The organism is Photobacterium sp. 2_MG-2023 (assembly GCF_030547675.1).
Lineage (GTDB): Bacteria > Pseudomonadota > Gammaproteobacteria > Enterobacterales > Vibrionaceae > Photobacterium > Photobacterium arenosum.
Genome location: NZ_JAUOQQ010000035.1, coordinates 17,810 through 37,758 on the forward strand (window position 1 = coordinate 17,810; position 19,949 = coordinate 37,758).

20 protein-coding genes are annotated in these 19,949 nt (G+C 49.6%); 9 read left to right on the plus strand and 11 right to left on the minus strand.

Annotation, left to right across the window (positions count from 1 at the left end; genetic code table 11):
- Window positions 1-15: 15 nt before the first annotated feature.
- The 4 genes from otnI to ltnD are packed head-to-tail and all read right to left on the minus strand — an operon-like array spanning window position 16 to window position 3,578.
- Window positions 16-792: a 2-oxo-tetronate isomerase gene (gene otnI / locus Q4491_RS20190; protein ID WP_192016327.1), complete on the minus strand. Its 777-nt coding sequence runs from the start codon at window positions 790-792 to the stop codon at window positions 16-18.
- The gene (locus tag Q4491_RS20195) at window positions 792-1,424 is read right to left on the minus strand and encodes an aldolase (protein WP_303460385.1); all 633 of its coding nucleotides are present in this window, start codon (window positions 1,422-1,424) and stop codon (window positions 792-794) included. The genes otnI and Q4491_RS20195 overlap by 1 nt, the downstream gene beginning before the upstream one ends.
- Window positions 1,417-2,676 (minus strand): 3-oxo-tetronate kinase, encoded by a 1,260-nt coding sequence (gene otnK / locus Q4491_RS20200; protein ID WP_303460388.1) that lies wholly within the window; start codon window positions 2,674-2,676, stop codon window positions 1,417-1,419. The genes Q4491_RS20195 and otnK overlap by 8 nt, the downstream gene beginning before the upstream one ends.
- Before the next feature lie 2 nt (window positions 2,677-2,678).
- Entirely contained in the window at window positions 2,679-3,578 is a 900-nt protein-coding gene (gene ltnD / locus Q4491_RS20205) for an L-threonate dehydrogenase (protein WP_303460391.1), read from the minus strand.
- A 282-nt stretch (window positions 3,579-3,860) separates the two neighbouring features.
- On the opposite strand from ltnD, the gene Q4491_RS20210 reads away from it, so the two are divergent.
- The 3 genes from Q4491_RS20210 to Q4491_RS20220 all read left to right on the plus strand — a co-directional run bounded on the left by Q4491_RS20210 (window position 3,861) and on the right by Q4491_RS20220 (window position 6,246).
- The gene (locus tag Q4491_RS20210; RefSeq protein ID WP_303460393.1) at window positions 3,861-4,619 is read left to right on the plus strand and encodes a DeoR/GlpR family DNA-binding transcription regulator; all 759 of its coding nucleotides are present in this window, start codon (window positions 3,861-3,863) and stop codon (window positions 4,617-4,619) included.
- 109 nt (window positions 4,620-4,728) lie between these two features.
- Window positions 4,729-5,553, plus strand: a complete 825-nt coding sequence (locus tag Q4491_RS20215; protein WP_218387296.1) for an AraC family transcriptional regulator — start codon at window positions 4,729-4,731, stop codon at window positions 5,551-5,553.
- Between the two features lie 126 nt (window positions 5,554-5,679).
- Window positions 5,680-6,246 carry a DUF4145 domain-containing protein gene (locus Q4491_RS20220; RefSeq protein WP_303460398.1) on the plus strand — a complete coding sequence of 189 codons (567 nt, stop codon included), beginning with the start codon at window positions 5,680-5,682 and terminating at the stop codon, window positions 6,244-6,246.
- 4 nt (window positions 6,247-6,250) lie between these two features.
- On the opposite strand, the gene Q4491_RS20225 is transcribed toward Q4491_RS20220, so the two are convergent.
- The 4 genes from Q4491_RS20225 to Q4491_RS20240 all read right to left on the minus strand — a co-directional run bounded on the left by Q4491_RS20225 (window position 6,251) and on the right by Q4491_RS20240 (window position 9,707).
- On the minus strand, window positions 6,251-6,472 hold the full coding sequence (locus Q4491_RS20225; RefSeq protein ID WP_192016320.1) for a hypothetical protein: 222 nt from the start codon (window positions 6,470-6,472) through the stop codon (window positions 6,251-6,253).
- A 146-nt stretch (window positions 6,473-6,618) separates the two neighbouring features.
- On the minus strand, window positions 6,619-8,592 hold the full coding sequence (locus tag Q4491_RS20230; RefSeq protein ID WP_303460401.1) for an LTA synthase family protein: 1,974 nt from the start codon (window positions 8,590-8,592) through the stop codon (window positions 6,619-6,621).
- A gap of 36 nt (window positions 8,593-8,628) precedes the next feature.
- Complete coding sequence (locus Q4491_RS20235) at window positions 8,629-8,997, minus strand: diacylglycerol kinase (RefSeq protein ID WP_303460404.1); 369 nt, start codon at window positions 8,995-8,997, stop codon at window positions 8,629-8,631.
- A 260-nt stretch (window positions 8,998-9,257) separates the two neighbouring features.
- Window positions 9,258-9,707, minus strand: coding sequence for an Lrp/AsnC family transcriptional regulator (locus Q4491_RS20240; protein WP_218387298.1), 450 nt, complete (start codon window positions 9,705-9,707; stop codon window positions 9,258-9,260).
- Between the two features lie 180 nt (window positions 9,708-9,887).
- Between Q4491_RS20240 and Q4491_RS20245 the strand changes: the two genes are divergently transcribed.
- Window positions 9,888-10,817, plus strand: coding sequence for a DMT family transporter (locus Q4491_RS20245; RefSeq protein ID WP_303460408.1), 930 nt, complete (start codon window positions 9,888-9,890; stop codon window positions 10,815-10,817).
- 12 nt (window positions 10,818-10,829) lie between these two features.
- On the opposite strand, the gene Q4491_RS20250 is transcribed toward Q4491_RS20245, so the two are convergent.
- From Q4491_RS20250 to Q4491_RS20260, 3 genes are all read right to left on the minus strand, one after another.
- Window positions 10,830-11,036 (minus strand): DUF3283 family protein, encoded by a 207-nt coding sequence (locus Q4491_RS20250; RefSeq protein ID WP_218387299.1) that lies wholly within the window; start codon window positions 11,034-11,036, stop codon window positions 10,830-10,832.
- A gap of 135 nt (window positions 11,037-11,171) precedes the next feature.
- On the minus strand, window positions 11,172-11,816 hold the full coding sequence (locus Q4491_RS20255) for a hypothetical protein (protein ID WP_303460410.1): 645 nt from the start codon (window positions 11,814-11,816) through the stop codon (window positions 11,172-11,174).
- A gap of 144 nt (window positions 11,817-11,960) precedes the next feature.
- Window positions 11,961-12,476, minus strand: a complete 516-nt coding sequence (locus tag Q4491_RS20260; RefSeq protein WP_192016314.1) for an outer membrane beta-barrel protein — start codon at window positions 12,474-12,476, stop codon at window positions 11,961-11,963.
- A 576-nt stretch (window positions 12,477-13,052) separates the two neighbouring features.
- Between Q4491_RS20260 and Q4491_RS20265 the strand changes: the two genes are divergently transcribed.
- From Q4491_RS20265 to tal, 5 genes are all read left to right on the plus strand, one after another.
- A complete protein-coding gene (locus tag Q4491_RS20265; RefSeq protein ID WP_036760236.1) occupies window positions 13,053-13,223 on the plus strand; it encodes a XapX domain-containing protein in 171 nt (56 codons plus the stop codon).
- 34 nt (window positions 13,224-13,257) lie between these two features.
- Complete coding sequence (deoD, locus tag Q4491_RS20270; RefSeq protein ID WP_027254273.1) at window positions 13,258-13,968, plus strand: purine-nucleoside phosphorylase; 711 nt, start codon at window positions 13,258-13,260, stop codon at window positions 13,966-13,968.
- 293 nt (window positions 13,969-14,261) lie between these two features.
- Entirely contained in the window at window positions 14,262-15,743 is a 1,482-nt protein-coding gene (locus tag Q4491_RS20275; RefSeq protein WP_303460415.1) for a lactate dehydrogenase, read from the plus strand.
- 150 nt (window positions 15,744-15,893) lie between these two features.
- A complete protein-coding gene (locus Q4491_RS20280) occupies window positions 15,894-18,644 on the plus strand; it encodes an ATP-binding protein (RefSeq protein WP_303460418.1) in 2,751 nt (916 codons plus the stop codon).
- Between the two features lie 364 nt (window positions 18,645-19,008).
- On the plus strand, window positions 19,009-19,949 hold a 941-nt coding region (gene tal, locus Q4491_RS20285), incomplete at its 3' end, for a transaldolase (protein WP_303460421.1).

A 19,949-nucleotide genomic window follows, 5' to 3' on the forward strand; every position in this document is an offset into this window, starting at 1 on the left:
TATATATGGTGCCGTTTACAAATAAGGTGTTACCCAGCCCAGGCCTTCTAGTGTGCCTTGCTGCGGGTTGTACTCGCACCCAATCCAGTCCTGATAGCCTGACTTGTCCAGCTCGCCGAACAGGAAGGGATAATTCACTTCTCCCTCACAGGGTTCATGACGGCTGGGAACAGATGCTATCTGCACATGGCCGATGTAATCCGCGACCTCTTTGATCAGGACAGACAGATCTCCGTCCATGATTTGCGCGTGATACACATCGAACTGCAGTTTCACATTCGGTCGGTCGATGGCTTTGATCAGCTCAACAGCGTCACGCTGATGGGCCACGAAATAATTCGGCACATCACGGCTGTTCAGCGGTTCAATCATCACGCAGATACCGTGTACAGCAAAGCGATCAGCGGCATAGCGCAAATTACGGATAAAGGTTTCTCTGTGCGCCTCAACCGAGAAGTCAGGGCTGAGAATACCTGCCATGGCATGCACCTTCTTACAGCTCAGTGCCTGCGCGTAGTGAAGGGCGACGTCAACGCTTTGCTCAAACTCTTCAATACGATCCGGCAGGGCCGCAATACCGCGCTCGCCGGCCGCCCAGTCGCCCGGCGGCATATTAAAGAGCGCCTGTTCAAGCTGGTGTGAACTAAGCTGCTCTGCCAGCAGACCGGCTTCATAGTCATAAGGAAACAGAAACTCGACCGCTTTGAAACCGGCTTTGCTGGCCTGACCGAAGCGCTCAATAAAAGGCACTTCAGTGAACAGCATGGTGAGGTTGGCTGCAAATCTGGCCATTATTTTCCTCTCCCTTCCAGGTCGCTGACTTCTGCATCTGTCAGGTAACGAATGGCTTTGCCATCGAGCATCAATGCCAGTTTGGCGGTTTCTTCCAGCTCTTCGGCGTTATCAACCGCATCACGCAGGTCTGTACCGGTAATGACCGGGCCGTGATTGGCCAGCAGGAACGCGCGGTAGTCGGCCGCACGATTGGCCAGTTCAGTCGCAATTTGCGGATCGCCCGGACGCAGATACGGGATCACCGGCAGCTGACCGACCCGCATCACGTAATACGGTGTGAAGGGCTTAATCGCATTGTCTGGGTCCAGTCCTTCCAGGCACGACAGGGCCGTCAGGTATGTGGAGTGTAAGTGCACAATGGCGTTACAATCCGGGCTGTTACGGTAGATCGCCAGATGAAACGCAATTTCTTTTGACGGGCGATCACCCGACAAATGATTGCCGTCGATATCCACCACCGACAAACGTTCAGCCACCAAACGTCCGAAGGAAGAGCCTGTTGGCGTGGTCAGAAAATTGCCGTCAGGGAGTTTTAGAGACAGATTACCTGCCCCACCGGTGGCATAGCCCCGCTCAAACATCGAGCGGGCAAGCGTCACCATTTCTTCTCTTAACGCTTGTTCAGTCATGGAAAAATCCTTGTGCAGTCGTAAAAAATGATTCGTCACCAAAGTTGCCGGATTTCAGTGCCAGCGACAGATCCTGATCGATCGCTGTTACCCAAGGCACACCCGGTGCGATTTGCGGGCCGATATGGAAACCTTTTACGCCGAGACTCTGGGTCACAACCCCGGATGTTTCGCCGCCAGCCACAATGAAATTACGGACACCCTGCTCGCGCAACCGGTGTGCCAGTTGGCTGAAGAACTGTTCAACGGCCTGGCTGGATGCCTGCGCACCGTATTCAGCCTGTATGACTTTCAGCATCTCTGGATTAGCGGTCGCAAACACCATAGGTGCGAAGCTGCCGTCCAGGTTCTCCATCACCCAGTCACACACGACGTTGCCGTAATTGTCATCGGTCAGGCAAGCCTTGACATCCAAAGCAAAGTGCGGTGCCACACGCTGATACTGCCCCACCTGCTTGTTAGTCATTACAGAACACGATCCTGACAGCACGACCGTTTTACCGGCTTTCGGATGACCGGCTGACAATGCTTCGACCTGCTTAGCCTGCGCAGTCACCCAGTTTCGGGCGATGCCGACCGCCAGCCCTGAGCCACCAGTAACCAGCTTGAGGTTTTTGCAAGCCTCGCCGATAGTCACCAGATGCTGATCGTTGAGCGTATCAAGCACGGCGTACTGCACGCCCTGAGCACGCAGCTGGTCAAAGGCCGTCACTACAGCGTCTGTCCCTTGATCCAGGGTCTGGTAATCCACCAGGCCGCTCACACCCTGCGCCTGGGCATTCATCAGACGCACCAGGTTGGCATCCGTCATAGGGGTCACAGGGTGGTGACGCATGCCGGATTCGCTCAGCAACTCTCCGTTGACAAACAGGTTGCCGTGGCAGACGGTACGGCCATTAACCGGAAGCGATGGGCAAATCACAGTAAAAGATTCATTCAGTTCCGCCAGTAACGCATCGGTGACCGGCCCGATATTGCCCTCGGCTGTGCTGTCAAAGGTGGAACAGTATTTAAAGTAAAACTGCTGACAACCTGCGGCCTGCAGCCAGCGTAATGCCGCCACAGAATCGTCAACCGCTTGATCGACAGGGCAAGAACGGGATTTCAGGCTGATGACCACAGCATCAGCGTCTGCACTCAGCGAGTCGGCAGGCACGCCGTTGAGCTGAATGGTCTTCATGCCATTGGCAACCAGAAAACCTGCGATGTCGGTGGCGCCGGTAAAATCGTCGGCGATGACTCCGAGTAACATAATTAACGCTCCTTTTTCGGCAGTTCGATGCCCGAGAAAATCTTGATGACGGCGCTGTCGTCTTCTTTACCAAAGCCGGCATTGCTGGCCTCGGTAAACATATTGAGCGCGGTACTGGCAAGCGGCAGCGGGAAGTGCATCGCTTTCGCGCTGTCGGCCACCAAACCCAGGTCTTTGACAAAAATATCAACCATAGAAGTCGGGGTGTAATCCCCCTCCACCACATGCTTCATGCGGTTTTCGAACATCCAGGAATTGCCGGCCGCATTGGTGACCACGTCATACATCATATCCAGCGGAATATCAGCACGGGCCGCCATGGCCATCGCTTCGGCGCCCACCGCAATGTGAACGCCAGCCAGCAGCTGATGAATAATTTTCACCGTCGAGCCTTTACCAATCTCCGGCCCCACGTTGTAGACTTTGTCCGCAACCGCATTTAACACAGGTTCCAGCTGGTCAAACACACCCGCTTCACCGGATGCCATCACGGTCAGATCCCCGCTGGCCGCTTTCACAGCACCGCCCGACACAGGCGCATCCAGCATGCGTAAGTCGTATTGCGCCAGTCCGGCTTCGATAGCTTTTGCATCGTCAGCAGAGATAGTGGCGCACACCATCACAGGCGTACCGGCTTTTAACCTTGCAGCCAGACCCGAATCAAACAACACAGATTTCACCTGCTTTGCATTGACCACCAGCACAATCACGGCATCAAGCTGAGCTGCAAAATCGGTGCATTGATGAGACGTGCCCTTTGCACCCGCATCAGCCAGTGCCTGACGGGCCGCATCACTCAGATCAATACCGTAAACATCAAAACCGGCCCGGATACAGGACTTTGCAACGCCCATCCCCATAGAACCCAGTCCGATAACCGCAACAGAATGCATTTCGCTCATTGTGCAGGCCCCTTTGTTATATTTTGTGAATTAATGTTCATGTTTGTGATTCTAGGTGCTGACCCAGGATCATTCTGCCAAGCTCGTCACAAAAATTAACACCAATAAACACCTCCGATCTGATCTGCCAGGTGAAAAAATCAGTAATTTCATACCTATCTCATAAGAATCAGCATGTTATATTTCACACATTCTCACCATGCCTAACAAAAATTCACATCAGTAACACGTTAACGTGTTAGACTTGATGCCGTTATTGATCAGTGTGAGCGAAAAACCCCTATGATTCCTGCTGAACGTCAACGCGCCATCCTGGCCTTATTAGGAAACCAACAAGTCATCAGCATCAGTGAGCTGACCCAACAACTGGATGTGTCTCACATGACCATCCGTCGTGATATCGCCAAACTGGAGGCCGATGGCCGGGTAATGTCAGTCTCTGGTGGCGTACAGTTGTCAGAGTCGATTCACATCGAGCTGCCCCACGACGATAAAATTGCCCGGCAACGGGATGAGAAAGCCAGAATCGGACAGCATGCGGCCAGCTATATCAAGCCACACAGTACAATCTATCTGGATGCTGGAACCACAACGCTGGAAATCGCGCACCAGTTGAACCACAAGGATGATCTGACAGTGATCACCAATGATTTTGCTATCGCCGCGTATCTGATGGCGCATTCGGATTGCATGCTTTATCACACCGGCGGCAAAGTGGATCGCCATAATCAATCCTGTGTGGGAGACAAAGCGGTGTCCCTGTTAAGGGAAATGAATGTGGATATGGCCTTCATCTCATCGTCATCCTGGAATCAACGCGGAATATCGACCCCCAATGAAGATAAAGTGACGGTGAAACGGGCTATCGTCGCGACAGCCAAAATCAATTATCTGGTCACAGACGCGTCAAAATACGGTAAAGTCGCGACCTTCCATGCACTCGACATCAGCAGCTTTGACAAAGTCATCACTGACAAAGCCCTGTCAGAAAGCAGCCTGCATGATTTCGCCGAAAAAGGCATAGCGGTAGACAGAGTTTAGGCAGCCTTGCTCACACAAGCTGATAAGGAAAAAGACAATTTCGTACAAAACACTCAGCGGGCAATTGAGATAAAGTGCCGGGTAACATGGGGTATTCAAGGACAGAATAATGGGCAGGCAGAAAGCGAAGATCACATACGGGCAGGTGGATGAACTGGATGGCCTGGAATATCTGAACGCTGATTATATTGAGCAGACTTTCTCCCGCCATTCTCACGAAGGGTATTGTATCGGTGTGATCAGCGAAGGTGCCCAAGGTTTTTACCACAACGGCGCCGAGCATCTGGCCCCACAAAACACCATTATTCTGGTGAACGCAGACGAGATTCACACTGGCTATTCCGCCACAGAAACGGGCTGGAGTTATCGCGCCCTGTATCCGTTACCCCAGCATTTTGAGCAAATCAGTCGGGATTTAGGGCAGCCTGAATACGGCGCGCCTTACTTTCGGCAGTCTGTGGTGAAAGACGATAAATTAGCCGCCAGTTTACGTCATTTGTTCAATACGCTGGACCATTCTGAGGATACCCTGCTCAGAGAAACCCTGATCTACACCACACTGACGCAACTGGTACTCAAACATGGCGGTTCCCGGCTGAATATCCAACCTGCCAAAAGTTCAGCACAATCGTTGTATCTGGTGAAAGAATTTCTGGATGAGTACCCGCAATGGCCGATCAGCCTGACAGAACTGGCGGCGCTGGCCTGTATGACGCCTTTCAGTCTGGTACGGGCCTTCAAACGCCAATTTGGTTTACCGCCGCACGCCTATCAGATACAGGCCAGGCTCAGACTGGCCAGACACATGCTCAAACGCGGACTCTCGATTAAAGATGCCGCCGCAGAGGCTGGATTTCACGACCAGAGCCATTTTCACCGCCATTTCAAAAGTGCAATGGGCATCACACCCGGCCGTTATATGAAACACGTGTAATGAGCCTTTTCCTGCTACATTTGTAAACATCGCTGACCAATTTACACCTTTTCTCACCCTATCCATTCATTTAACGTGGTGATAAACCACTAGATAGTGAGAACTTTATTAGCAAGGAAGGCTGTTATGATCATTGCATCCGCGTTTTCCCTCGTCTTTCTGGTTCTGGCATATACCCATGTGTTTGTCGACACCGTCGATGTCGATGCCATCACGATTGTACTCATGGTATTAGCCATTCTGCCCTGGGTATTTCCTTACCTGAAATCGCTGGAACTGCCGGGGGGAATCAAAGTTGAAATGAAAAACGTGCTGGAAAAAGTTGAGCAGGCTGCCGCGGAAATAGATGACTCAGAGCAACCCTGTAGTGGGTATCAGGGTGTGGATGCAGCCCTTGCCTTTACCGCCTTACGGGTAGAAATAGAAAAAATCGTTCGCAGGTATCAGCCAGATCTGCGCTCAAGCCGTTATTCTCTGACCGCGCGGCTGCACAGGCTGGCAAAAGAAAACGTTATCAATCAACACTTAGCCGATGCCTTGCTCGAAATCGTTAAGCTAGGCAACACTGCATCTCAGGGGCAATTTGTTCACTCGGAAGAAGCGGAGTTGATATTGATGCGATCCGGCCCGTTACTGGACAAACTGGAACATAACCTGAGCCAGTCCATGGTCGGGGCGCACGTGATCATTTAATCTGCTAAGGCAGTTTTTCTATGTCTTCTTTAATCTGATAGCCCTTGTCTGTCACTATTTTTTCCAGTACGGATAGCCGTTCTCTGAGTTCAGTCATTTCCGCTCTCAAGGCTTCCGCTTCCTGGCTGGCAAGTCGATCCCTGTCCTTCTGTTTCGCCTGAAGGCGAAGGTATTGCTGGACAATAAGCGCACCAAAAATGATGGCGATAATCCAAACCGCTGTCATAAATACTCCCTTATCTTAATGCCGATAATCGCATTTCAGGTTCAGCGTAGCACCAATTTGATGCTCAGCCGTAGTGTCCAATCTACTCCTTGTGACACACAATCACCAAAAAGAAAAAGCCGCCTGTTCGAAGGCGGCTCAGTCATTTAATGGCTCACTGCCATCGCATGCTGTTGATCCGTCTGCGGCGGCAGACGATAACGCCCTTCCCTGTAGAGCTTACCACCCAGCAAGGCATGCGCCAGCGCACGCTGGGATTCCTGCTCTGAAATACCCGACGGCGTTAATGTCTGCCGGGTAAAGTCATACTGGTATCCGATAGCGGCTTTACCCGGCTGCAGCACGACCAGTTTGTCTCTGGTCAGATAGCCGAAGTTCTTATCAAACTGCATCATTGCCCGCTGATATTCCGGCGCGACCTCTTTGGTCAAGTCATGACCAATCATAGGTGATGTGTTATCAGCACCGATCAGCGACAACAAAGTAGGGGCCATATCAATATTGCTGGCCAGGCGATCGTCCTGACGAGGCTGAATATCCTCGCCCAGAATGACCGCCGGAATGTGGAAGCGGTCAACCGGAACCGGTACATTACCTTCAGCACGGGCATCATGGTCGGCAATGACAATGAAAACCGTGTCTTTCCAGTATTCAGATTGCCTGGCTTTGGCGAAAAACTCACCTAAGGCTTTATCGGAATACTTCACCGCATTATTACGGGTATGTTCAGGTTGTTCATACAGCTCGATTTCACCATCGGGGAATTCGTACGGTGAGTGATTACTACTGGTGAATACCAGGCTGAAGAAAGGCTGACCGGTTTGATGCAGCTTAGTAAACTGTTTATCTGCCATCTGATACAAATCCTGATCCGACGCGCCCCAGGAGCCCACGAACTTAGGATTGACGAAATCAGGTAAATCAACAATATCTTCAAAACCATTGCCCAGGAAGAAAGACTTCATATTGTCAAAATGGCTTTCCCCGCCATAAATAAACTGGGTGTGGTACCCCTGGCGGCCCAGCAACCCTGCGATGGTATAAAACCCGGTCTGGCTTTTACTTAACTTCACAACGGCACGGGAAGGCGTTGGCGTAAAACCGGTTGTCATGGCTTCAATTCCACGTACTGAGCGTGTTCCTGTGGCATACACCTGAGTGAAGTTCCAGCCTTCTTGCATCAGGGCATCCAGATTCGGCGTGAGCGGCAGGCCGCCTAAACCGCCGACAAAACGTGCCCCCAGGCTTTCCTGAAGCAGGATCACCAGATTTTTCTTACCTTCAACGGTTGGCGCATTGGTATTGAGAGTGAGAATATCGCCGGGCATGAAACTTTCCGGACGACCAGAAGACGCACGCACGGTTTCAATAATGTCATCCAACGGCATTGTTCCGTAAAACGCTTCCGCGTTCTTTTCAGAGGCCATGTTCTTGGCAGCAAAAATAACAGAATAAGAAGAATTCAGTGTCAGATCGTTCAACAGCGGATCGGTAGAAAACGCCACCATGGCCGGATTCAGCGGCCGGTGCTGGAATGTTGAACGCGCGCCCATCACACCAAGGGCCACGACAGAAATAGCCAGCACTGGACGCCAGTACCAGCGAGGAGCATCCAGATCACGCACAGCATAGCCGCTGAGCAACCAACCAAGGCACAGGGTTAATACCGAACCAATCAGCCCGACAGCCAGCTCCAGCTTATAACCCACCCACAACATGCTGAAGACTTCTTTCGGATAAACCAGATACTCAATGAACAGGCGGTTCGGGCGCAAATTATATTCGCTAATAAAACTTGGGGTCGCCAGTTCCATATAAACCAGAATCCACAAGCCCGCCACCAGCCATAGCCGGAGAATGAACAACCATATCTGGCCCAGAAGGCCTTGGGTTGGCAACAGTGCCAATAACAGCGAAGGAAGAATCAACAACCAGCAAAGCGTAGAGACATCCACTCTGACGCCTTGTAACAGGATCGAAGCCCAGTCTTGCCAACCGGTAATGTGGTCAATTTGCCAGAGGGTGAGCACAACGCGGGACACACTGAGCAGAATAAGTGACAGCAGAGCAAACAGGGCGATGGGAAACATCACCCCGGTTATAGGTTTAAGTTTTTGCATTACAAAGAGATCCAAATATTTGGTATCACCAAAGGATTACCAAAACAGCTTGAGGATGATCGCCAGCCAGATGCCGCCGGCCAGCAGCAAAGAAATAAATACCGCCGCAGAGCCTATGTCTTTAGCGCGGCCACTTAACTCATGAATTTCACTGCCAATTCGGTCTACCACAGCCTCAATCGCTGAATTCAGCAGCTCAACGATCACAACCAGAAATAAACTGGCAACGAGCAAAATGTGCTCGATAAAAGTGACAGGCAGAAAAAATGAAATGGTTGTTAAGACAACAAGCAAAATAATTTCCTGTCTGATGGCCGCTTCATGCTTCCAGGCGGCTTTCAATCCCTGGACCGAATAGCCCGCCGCTTTCACGATACGCACCAACCCAGTGTTACCCGGTTTCATAGTGTTCCTTGCTTAGTCATTAAGACGGCCGAAAATAGTGAAATATTGCTCTGCCTACAATCTGCAAAAACCCAGTTATGATGTTGCTCCCGCTTACAAGCGATCAAGTATTTCAATCTGTGAGGTCGAGCGCTTTTTTGTCACCACCAATTCAGAAAAACCCTTTACATCAAGATTAAAGATACAGTATGACTCGCGTTTCTTAAGAAAAACTTAAGAAATGCGAGCAAAAGATTGACATTGTTGACTGAAAAGCGTTGCTAGATTGGTAGTTGCTGACCGGTTTTGACTGTTCGGATAGCCAGGTTGGTATGAATATCTTTTACCATGGTCAGGGTCTGTAGTTTGCGGATGAAAGCTTCGTAATGAGGTAAATCTCTGGCGACCACTTCTAACAGATAATCGTGTGCTCCGGATATGACATGCGCACTGATCACTTCAGGCATACCTGACATCACCAGCTCAAACTCATCAATGGGTTGATCCCTGTGATTATTCAGGCTGACATTGACAAAAAAGGTCATCATCAATCCCAGTTTCTGTCTGTCCAGGGTGGCCTGATATCCCGCGATAATGCCATCGGATTCCAGCTTCTTTATCCGTCTGGCACAAGGTGACACCGACAGACCCACCTTATCGGCGATCTCAGCGGTGCTTTGACGTGCATCGCGCTGTATTTCAGTCAGAATCTGCTTATCTTTTTTATCCATCACGCCCGCATCCCGTCTCTTTGTTACTCATCACTAACAACAAGTTAGTAAAATAAGTCACTAATTTAAATAAAATTGGAAAAAATCACCAATATAGCAGAAATGGGTAGTTAAGTTTGCCAACTATTATCGCGTGCTTTTGCGGATACTGAAGTCACTTCAATCGCAAGGATTACGCTGATGCAAAAGAACACGCCCGCTATGCTGACCGGACTGTTAGCCATGACGGTTACTTTGATGATCTGGTCCGGTTTTTTTATTTCACTGCGGGCCTCCAGCCAGTCAGATCTGACGATCGCCGATATTGCCCTGATACGCTTTGTTCCCGCCGCCCTGCTGTTTGGCTGGTTGTGCCGGCATAAAGCCAGGCACATTTTTCAGACCCCAAAGCGATACTTAGCGCTGATATGCTGGGGAGCCGGGCTACCCTACCTGCTTCTTGCCGGGTACGGGTTACATTATGTTCCTGTTGCGGATGGCGCTTCCTTAATTCCGGGTATATTGCCGCTTCTTGTGTCAGGTATTGCCGTCGTCTGCTTTGGCGAGCCTCTCTCACCGATGCGCCGGACCGGTTTAGCGTGTATCTCATTGGGTGTAGTGTGCTTTGTCGCCAAGTCACTGGCTGGCGGGCAGCCCGGCATGCTGATTGGCTATGCCATTTTGTTACTGGCGAGTGTTAGCTGGGCCTGGTTTACTATAGCCATGCGCGTCTCTGGCCTGTCGGCAACAGAAGGGGCGGCTGTGATTGCAATATCAGGGTGTGGTCTGCTACTGACAGGCTTTCTCAGCCAGACAATGACGTTTAATTTGCTGTCGGTGGATTCTCAGGAAGTGATGTACCATTTTCTGGTTCAGGGAGTCGGCGTAGGGATAGTTTCCAGCCTGTGTTATACCCTAGCCATTTCACGGCTGGGGGCGGAAATGAGTGCCGCATTGGGGGCATTTACGCCAGTGTTAGCAGCACTGATGGCTATTCCACTCTTTTCCGAACCCCTCACCGGGCAAACAATGATCGCTATGGCGTTGATTGTGATCGGCGCGCTCACGGCCAGCGAAGTCATGCCGATCCCCATCAACAGAAATAAGATAGTGAAAAAAGCCATGCGTTAAATTGAGGCGCTGTCAGGCCATGCCCATCTGGTTTTTGTATTTCTCAACGGCTTTTTCATAGAAAGCACGTTCGTCATCATCGGAAATGCTTTCCGCCTGATTAAAGAACACTTCAGGCCCGGCTTTGCCGTTTTTTAACTGCCAAACGGCGTAAGCCGCCTGCTTGTCGAGTTCAATACGGTTTTTCTCGGAAGCCGATAACAAAGAAAGATTATGCATGGTTTTCCTTACAATTACGGAGTAAACGCTTGGGTCTGTCGATCTGGCGACATAGTAACGAATTCAGCGTTAAAGTGAAGTCCTGCTTACGCTACCCCGATAGCCTCAAGGCGCTGAAAATCTGCCTGTCTCAGATCAAAAACCAAGGTGAGATGTCACCACCCAGGTAAATACAACCACGATCATCGCGATTAAAGTCACACTGAGGATCGGATTCAGGGTACGCCTATTGGGGTGGCGTATCGCATCGATGACGCTTGGCTCATCGCTTTTCATGTCAGGCTGAACGAACTGATGAAAATGGGTTTGCCCTGCGCTGATACAATCCTGCTCTCCGTCTATCACCTGGGCATCAAACCATCTGTGTCTGTCAACTAAACGTTCAGCGGGTACATTTCGCGGAGAACCAAACTGCCCGGTTCTGGGTTCAATGATACTGATCACCAATAGATGTTTTGACTCTCCCCACACCCAGCAGGGCAGAAAATTACCCTGAATGTCGACTCGGCAAGGAAAAGGATAAGTGACATTCTTCAATAATTGGGAAACTGGCATGCCCGGAGACTGCAGCGCCTGCTGTGCATTTTCAAGCCAGGGAGCAATGGCATCTCTGAAAACATTCTGTCGCAGCGGTAACAAGCGGGACAGACCGCGCAAAATGAACGTCTGGCAATCCGGCCGTACCTGATTAGTTCGCCAGTAATCCTGCACCGGACCACATTCCGACAGCGCCAGAAAAACAGCCTGACTGGTTTTCTCATATCGTTCAAAATTGGTCATGAATGCCTCCACCGCGATCGGGCGTTGCTTATCCTGACTGCTCCCCGGATAAACAACCCCATAAACAGAACACCATACGGGTTGCGGGCTGAACAGGTGTTGATCTCGCTACTGTTTTCGCGCTTTTTTAGCACTCAATGACGATTACAATCCGAATCCTACGCTCAACAGAATAGCGTTACTGTCAACATCTCCCATATCCCGGTATTCATAGCCGAGTGTCAAATCCAGCAAAGGTATAATACCCAACACGAAACCGGCCCCGCCGGCAAATCCCCAGCCATCATCCTTGTGTGTCACACCGGACAATTTACGATCAACATCGTAATAGTTAGTGCCGGCTCTGGCATAAACACTACCCACCAGCAGTGGAATATCGGCCTGAAGTGTCAGCGGCACAGAGGTATAATCAATATCATTTTTTGCCGATGACAACGATGAATCCACTTCTGCACTGCCAATGGCTAACCCGGCATTGACACTAAAAATACTGGTGACCTGATAAGACGCATTAACCCCGTACTCATAGCCATAATCAGAGTTACCGTCATACTCCAGGCGGGATGCACCTGCATTGGCCCCGACAGATAAACCTAAAATTTCAGCGCTGGCTGGCAGACTTAACAATGCAAGCGCCGCTGATAGCATCAATTTCTTCATATTAACGTTCCTTCGTAGCAAAAGAGTGAAAACTGTCGTTGCAGACTGTGCCCAATTAATCAATAGCCCATATCCTTATTTTCGCCAACTAAACACATCTTAAAAACAAGCAGATAGTTATCTCTGCCTGTGAATTTCTTTCCTGCCTCACACGCCTGAAATAATTACGCAAATCAATGATATCGATTACATTGATTTTTACCCGTTTCATGAATTAAACAACCTTATCCTACTCCTCAAAAGTAAGAAAAACTCACTCAAGGTACTGTTATATCTATATTTATACTAATAAATATGGTTTTATTCATCATGTTGAATAACTCAGTACCACAATAAAACGCAAACGATTAACCTCCTGTTTTCAACAGGTTTGGTAAATAACTCTGGATCGATGGCTGAACAATCAATAAAATGTGACTAACTTCAAAAGTTGCTCTTGGTAACTTCACTAGACTGGCCCCCTGATTCAGCAACAGTTCTTAACTGGCTCTCATTGAGTTTCTGCCACTGCTGTGCTGATGTTTTTTCAGATAAGACGTACCACTTGAGTACGACATACAGACAGAGGGTAAACACATGAACGAGATTCTGCTTGCAACCATTGCAGGAGTCGTTGTCGGTCTCTTTTTCAGTGCAGTAAAACTGCCACTACCCGCTCCGCCAGTGTTATCTGGCATTATGGGGATTGTGGGTGTTTATCTGGGTGGTATGGCATACCAAGCAGTGGTTGAACGTTTCTTCTCATAATTTTTTAAAACGAATAACTTGTCAGGAGTCCGCTATGGCTACCCCGCATATCAATGCCGAATTTGGTGATTTCGCAGAAACAGTACTGATGCCAGGTGACCCGCTGCGTGCGAAACTGATCGCAGAGACGTATCTGGAAGATGCCAAAGAAGTCTGCAATGTACGCAACATGTTTGGATACACAGGCACCTATAAAGGCAAGAAAGTGTCTGTGATGGGCCATGGTATGGGTATCCCGTCCTGCTCTATCTATGTTCACGAACTCATTAAAGACTTCGGTGTTAAGAACGTCATCCGTATCGGCAGCTGCGGTACAGTGAGCGATGACATCAAACTGATGGATATCGTGATTGCTATGGGTGCGTCCACCGACTCCAAAGTAAACCGCATCCGCTTTAACAACCATGACTTTGCCGCCATTGCCGATTTCCACCTGCTGGAAACAGCGGTAAACCAGGCGCGTGAGCAAAACGTGCCGGTACGTGTCGGCAACGTGTTCTCTGCCGATTTGTTCTACAGCCCTGAAGCCGACCTGTTCGACAAGATGAACAAGCTGAATATTCTGGGTGTCGACATGGAAGCCGCCGGTATTTACGGTGTTGCAGCAGAGCTGGGTGCGAAAGCGCTGACCATTCTGACAGTGTCTGACCACATTACCCGTGGCGAGCACCTGAGTTCTGAAGATCGTCAGAAATCATTCCACTCTATGATGCAAGTTGCGCTGGAAACAGCGATCACTATCTGATGCATCTGATCCGGTTTGTCATATACAGGCCGGATTGCGCTTATAAGGCCGGCGCCATTGCTCCGCCTTAGTAAAGGATTAGTCAGCTCAATCAGGGAATTTGCCTGTCGCAGCTCAAAAATTGGTAAAATGTGGCGTCTTACACAATTTGAAGCGGGTTTACCCGGGCGGCAATGCTATACCTGGCAGTTTGGGCCAACTAATGGGTGTCGGGTCATCGTATGCAGTAATGACTCGGCACCTTTTTCCAGGCATGTTTTCGCTATAGTCCGTACACGAGGAGGGTGGCAAGCATGATGACAAATCAAAAACACTCTGCAACCTTGCCGCCAGCCAGCGGACACTGGCAGTTGAATCATTGCAAAACCGTACGTTGCCAAAACTTCGGTTCCCAGAACCCAGACGACTATATCATTCAGAGGACGAATCCAAACCGTCCTGCATTCATTTGCAAAGAATGCGGCGCCTTTCCTCCCCTTATCAGCAATAAAAATGTCATTGCAGAGTGGCGTTACCTGAAATTACAGCAAAGTAACGGCTTACCTGCCTGCAATAATCTGGACTGTGACAATCTGGGTTTACCCGTACTGACACATCGCCACCTTTATCATGCCTTTGGCTACAGTGGTGATCGTCAGCGTTATCGCTGTAAAAATTGTCAGACGACGTTTGTCGACAGATGGTCTGGCTTTAATCCCAAACACCAGATTCAGCAAAAGCTGCTCGCCCTGCTGTTTACCGGTCACCCCATCCGGGATATCTGCCGGCGGCTTGGTATGAATCCAAAAACGTTTTACGACCAACTGAACCACATTGCCAGCCGCTGCCGTCGGCAACTTTCGGTGTTTGATGCCCGTTTGTTACAACACAAATCACAACTGGCATTGGCCTGTACACTCAACCCGCTTCAGCCACATGCTGCTAATGGCGTTTACTGGATTGCCAGTTGCGAAGCAAATTCCGGCTATGTACTCAGCCAGCACATTAACTATCACCCGGAACAGACAGGCACACCCGATACGCTGCATGATCCTTACAGCCCTAATGCCCGCTTCCTAGCCAGACAGGAAAATAGCGCACCGACAGCAGCGCAGGCTGCCCCTCAGGGCTTACTGGCGAAAGTCGATGCAAAATACCGAGAAGTGCTATCAAGGCCGCATTTGGAAGATCCAAGCAGTGACCAGAACATTGAACATTTCCCGGCCAAAGGTAATCTGATCAGGCCTCAGTATGCGGTTTACGCGCATTTTCTACAGCTTAATGAACAAGTGAGTGATAACACTCAGCTCATGCTGTTCATGCCGCAAGAGCCTCTGTTACGTTCAGCTTGTCTGTCTGTGTTTCTGAACAGAATTCGCTCCGGCACTATTGAGCCTGTCTATGTAGAAGAAGATCCGGATTGGCCGCAGGGCAATGCCGCAGGACGTATCGACATCGTTTTACTGGGATGGTGGCGAGACCGGTGGGCATTTACCCGGTTTGATCAGGTCGGCAAAGGTATCTGCCATTTAGGCGGCGAAAAAAACAATGAAGCCAGATGGCTGCAACTTGCGACTCACCGCGAAGTGGATGAGTATCAGCAGCGATTTTATCAGCAATTTGCGCAGTTGGTTGATGAACCCAGAAGAAAAGCCCGGCCGGGGGGGTTACTTCCTTTGCTGGATATTTACCGGGCCTGGCATAACCTGTGCCGACAAGATCGCAATGGCTTAACACCCGCTCAACAGCTGGGAATCATGGCCTCGCCATTAACGCTGGAACAATTGCTTAACTAACTCAGCCCGCTTTTTCTGTTGAAACGGCAAACAGACCATGCAAAAAGATCATTTTTGTTAGCTCAGCTTCACTCACCCATCTCACTTTGGCTTATAATCTCAGCACGTAATCTTTATTAACAAGTTACATAAAAACTCTGAGGTATTGTGGTGATAAGGATAGTCCCCAATCGAATCAAGCCCATTTTGTTAGTCAGCATGCTTGCGGTCGGTATTCTTCCTGCTTACATCTATGGCTGGATCAGCAGTGAAAAACTCAATGAAGTCGCGCTGGACAGAATTGCAGCCGGCATTAATGCCCGCAATAATATCGTGGCCCAGAGCCTGGATCAGACACACAATCTGCGACTGAAAAATCTGGATTTATTAAGTCACTCCCCTATTTTTTCCCGTCCTCCTGAACAAATTAGCCAGTTTTTTCATAATTTCGGGCAAACCGACCCTTCCTTTGCGGCTATGCATCAGGTGCGTGAGAAAGGCGGTCATTATTATCTTAATGCGAGCTCAGATGCAGGGTTGACCATTAATAACATTGATACCCCGGATTTAGAGAAGATCGAAAAAACGCTGGCCAAGGATAATACCTACATCTCCCGTCCCCAGATCAAAAATGGTGAGGCCATTGTCTTTCTGGCCAAAAAAATCGAACACCAGCCTGATGGATTCCTGCTGATCGAATACAAAATGGATGACATCAAACAGCAGCTTAAACAACTGGGCAATGAAGTCGCCCCAACCGACAATGTTTATCTGACCGATATTGATGGCAAGCTGCTACTCAGCAGTCATGCCACTGAACAGTCTCTGCATCATTTCAGGCAATTCTACAAAGCCAGTTTAGTTGCAGGATCAGGAGCAATGTCCTCTTTCTCACCGTTCATATCCGGCATCAACAATTACAACGATGATGAAGATAAAGCGATGATCGCAGCTGTTGTACCATCGCAGATCAATGATGCTGAAGGCATGCCCGTCTGGTCGCTGATCACTGTGACCTCACAAGATAGCGTCATCGGTACTATTGATGAACTGCACCATTTTTTCCTGCTTGCGCTGGCTATGATCAGTGTATTAATCCTCTTACTTGCCATCGCCCTCACCAAACGCATTACCGGGCCTATAGCAAAGCTGACTCGCTTTGCCTCTCAGTTCCGTTTAGGGGATTATCAGCCCAATCCCTCCTTTGAGGGTCCGTATGAATTTCAGTTACTCAATGATGCGCTTAATCAGGGAGCTGATAAAATTTCAGCTGATACCAAGCGGCTCAATCAGGCGCTGGAAAAAGCCAAATCGGCGGATAAAGCCAAGTCTGCCTTTCTGGCTAACTTGTCCCATGAAATACGCACACCCATGAACGGGATGCTGGGGTTGTCGCAACTGTTGCTGAAAACCAAATTAACGGTAGAACAAGAACATCACCTGAACACTCTGCTCGATTCAGGTAAGCATATGATGTCATTGCTGAACGATATTCTGGATTTCTCTAAAATTGAGCAAGGCAAGCTGAAACTGGATAAAACTCATTTCTGCTTTACTGATCTGGTCGGCACTATTGAAAGCACCTATTACTCGTTGGCGAAAGAGAAAGGCCTGGCTTTCAATATTGATTGTGGCTTTGATCAGGAAACCTGGTTCTACGCCGACAAATCCCGTATTCGCCAGATTCTGTTTAACCTGATCAGCAACGCCATTAAATTCACAGACAAAGGCCATGTCAGAGTGCGTATGAGGCGGGCTCTGCTCACCGGAGGGCAACAACAACAACTGACGATTGTGGCCGAAGATACAGGCATTGGCATAGAGCCAGAGCGAACGGCCCACATCTTTGATCCATTTGCTCAGGCCGAAGTCTCTACCAGCCGGCGCTATGGCGGCACCGGGCTCGGGTTGAGTATTGTCAAACAGCTGGCAGAATTAATGGGCGGCAATGTCGAACTTAGCAGTGAGCCTGGCGCTGGAACATCTGTTACCGTCAACCTCTGCCTTGATACGGGGATCCCTCAGGAAGAGTTAATCGAAAACATCGAGATCGACAGAGAAGCCTTTGCCGGTCTGCACGTTCTGGTTGTTGAAGATAACCACCTCAACGTACTGATCATGGAAAGTTTTCTTCAACAATGGGGATTTCATACCCACACTGCGGAAAACGGACTGGAAGCATTGGAAATGATGCAGCGCCAACCCTACGATTTGATCCTTATGGATAATCACATGCCGGTGATGGACGGCCTGGAATCGACCCGGCGAATTCGTTCCCTGCCCGAACCTTTCTGCATTGTCCCGATTTTCGCTTGTACCGCAGATGCGTTTGAGGAAACACAGAAGAATATGCTGGATGCAGGGGTCGACTGTGTTATCACCAAACCTCTCGACGAACGAAAATTACTGGATGCACTCCAACGCTTTCGCCACCGTATAGACTACATGGCCTATCTGCGCCAACACACGTTTAAACAACCCGATTTTCGGGATCAGTCTCTCCTGAACGACTCTTTATCATCTCTTAACCAAGCTGAGTTACCGTCAAGTCATGCAGCATTCGATTTAAATCAGATCACACAAATTGACATGGAAGAACTGCTGGAAATGCTTGATCAAGATAAAGAAATGATTACGTACTTTCTTACCATTTTCGCAGATGATCACCATGACTACGACCAGAAGATCCGCAATGCCATCGAGGAAAACGATTTGGAGCAGGCAATGTTACTCAGTCATACCCTGAAAGGGGCCTCCGCCAGTCTTTGTGCAAAGCAGGTCAGCCACAGTGCCAAGATAATCGAAATGCAATTGAAAGCTGCGCAAATCCCATCAGAATCTGAGCTTGATGCGGTTTCACAAGCCTTATCTGCTCTTTGTGACGAAATTCGCCGCCAGCAGCAAACTGTCGATATCGAGTAATGACTTTATATTGATCAAAGTCTTACAATCTCATCCTGAATGATCGCCACATTCTCACCACACCTGCGCAGCGGGCAAACAAGCAACAAAACGACAGGGAAACATATGCCCACACCTGTTTTCTTGAGCCACTACAGCGTACATTTCTATGCTCGCTTTATCCTTGGGCTAAGTGACCGAAAAAATGTTTGACAAAACCGCTCGAATTGGGCTTCGCGATTGACATCGACACAGAAAAATTTAATCATCGGGACATCAAATATTTTGCTTCGATCCATATGTTCAGAGCATCGGACATGGCTTCAAAAGAACAGTCAACAGGCCAAACTTAACGTTTGCATAAACACAGCAAAGGACAAGAGATATGAGCACCAAACTGGAACAGCTGCGCGCACTTACTACTGTTGTTGCCGATACCGGCGACATCGAAGCGATTAAGAAGTACCAACCGCAAGATGCCACCACCAACCCTTCCCTGATCCTGAAAGCCGCAGAGATTGAACAGTACGCACCGCTCATCGACGATGCGATTGCTTATGCCAAAGCGCAAAGCAGCGATAACGCACAGCAAATCGAAGACGCCGGTGACAAGCTGGCGGTGAACATCGGTAAAGAAATCCTCAACGTGGTGCCGGGCCGTATCTCCACTGAAGTTGACGCCCGCCTGTCTTATGACACCGACGCCAGCGTGGCCAAAGCCCGTAAGCTGATCAAAATGTATAACGATGCCGGCATCAGCAACGACCGCATCCTGATCAAACTGGCCTCGACCTGGGAAGGGATCCGCGCAGCGGAAATCCTGGAAAAAGAAGGCATCAACTGTAACCTGACCCTGCTGTTCTCTTTTGCTCAGGCCCGCGCCTGTGCCGAAGCCGGTGTGTTCCTGATTTCGCCTTTCGTCGGCCGCATCATGGACTGGTACAAAGCCAAAGAAGGCCGTGACTTCGAAGCGTCTGAAGATCCGGGCGTGCTGTCGGTAACGGCAATCTACAACTATTACAAAGCCCTGGGCTACAACACCGTTGTGATGGGCGCAAGCTTCCGTAACACCGGCGAAATCCTGGAGCTGGCAGGCTGTGACCGCCTGACCATCAGCCCGCAGTTGCTGCAGGAGCTGTCTGAAGCACAAGGCGAAGTGGTACAGAAGCTCTCTGCTGATGTGACTTCTGAAGTGCGTCCGGCGCCTATGACCCACGCGGAGTTCCTGTGGGATCACAACCAGGATCCAATGGCGATTGAGAAGCTGGCGGAAGGTATCCGTAACTTCGCGATCGACCAGGGTAAGCTGGAAACCATGATCGAAGC

Excerpts from the sequence above, each read along its gene's own strand:
- otnK (WP_303460388.1), bottom strand. The coding sequence starts at position 2,676 with ATGTTACTCGGAGTCATCGCCGACGATTTTACCGGCGCCACCGACATC.
- Q4491_RS20215 (WP_218387296.1), top strand. The coding sequence starts at position 4,729 with ATGGGCAGGCAGAAAGCGAAGATCACATACGGGCAGGTGGATGAACTG.
- Q4491_RS20230 (WP_303460401.1), bottom strand. The coding sequence starts at position 8,592 with ATGCAAAAACTTAAACCTATAACCGGGGTGATGTTTCCCATCGCCCTG.
- Q4491_RS20250 (WP_218387299.1), bottom strand. The coding sequence starts at position 11,036 with ATGCATAATCTTTCTTTGTTATCGGCTTCCGAGAAAAACCGTATTGAA.
- Q4491_RS20220 (WP_303460398.1), top strand. The coding sequence starts at position 5,680 with ATGATCATTGCATCCGCGTTTTCCCTCGTCTTTCTGGTTCTGGCATAT.
- Q4491_RS20260 (WP_192016314.1), bottom strand. The coding sequence starts at position 12,476 with ATGAAGAAATTGATGCTATCAGCGGCGCTTGCATTGTTAAGTCTGCCA.
- deoD (WP_027254273.1), top strand. The coding sequence starts at position 13,258 with ATGGCTACCCCGCATATCAATGCCGAATTTGGTGATTTCGCAGAAACA.
- Q4491_RS20240 (WP_218387298.1), bottom strand. The coding sequence starts at position 9,707 with ATGGATAAAAAAGATAAGCAGATTCTGACTGAAATACAGCGCGATGCA.
- Q4491_RS20195 (WP_303460385.1), bottom strand. The coding sequence starts at position 1,424 with ATGACTGAACAAGCGTTAAGAGAAGAAATGGTGACGCTTGCCCGCTCG.
- Q4491_RS20235 (WP_303460404.1), bottom strand. The coding sequence starts at position 8,997 with ATGAAACCGGGTAACACTGGGTTGGTGCGTATCGTGAAAGCGGCGGGC.
- otnI (WP_192016327.1), bottom strand. The coding sequence starts at position 792 with ATGGCCAGATTTGCAGCCAACCTCACCATGCTGTTCACTGAAGTGCCT.
- ltnD (WP_303460391.1), bottom strand. The coding sequence starts at position 3,578 with ATGAGCGAAATGCATTCTGTTGCGGTTATCGGACTGGGTTCTATGGGG.
- Q4491_RS20255 (WP_303460410.1), bottom strand. The coding sequence starts at position 11,816 with ATGACCAATTTTGAACGATATGAGAAAACCAGTCAGGCTGTTTTTCTG.
- Q4491_RS20225 (WP_192016320.1), bottom strand. The coding sequence starts at position 6,472 with ATGACAGCGGTTTGGATTATCGCCATCATTTTTGGTGCGCTTATTGTC.
- Q4491_RS20210 (WP_303460393.1), top strand. The coding sequence starts at position 3,861 with ATGATTCCTGCTGAACGTCAACGCGCCATCCTGGCCTTATTAGGAAAC.
- Q4491_RS20265 (WP_036760236.1), top strand. The coding sequence starts at position 13,053 with ATGAACGAGATTCTGCTTGCAACCATTGCAGGAGTCGTTGTCGGTCTC.
- Q4491_RS20275 (WP_303460415.1), top strand. The coding sequence starts at position 14,262 with ATGATGACAAATCAAAAACACTCTGCAACCTTGCCGCCAGCCAGCGGA.
- Q4491_RS20245 (WP_303460408.1), top strand. The coding sequence starts at position 9,888 with ATGCAAAAGAACACGCCCGCTATGCTGACCGGACTGTTAGCCATGACG.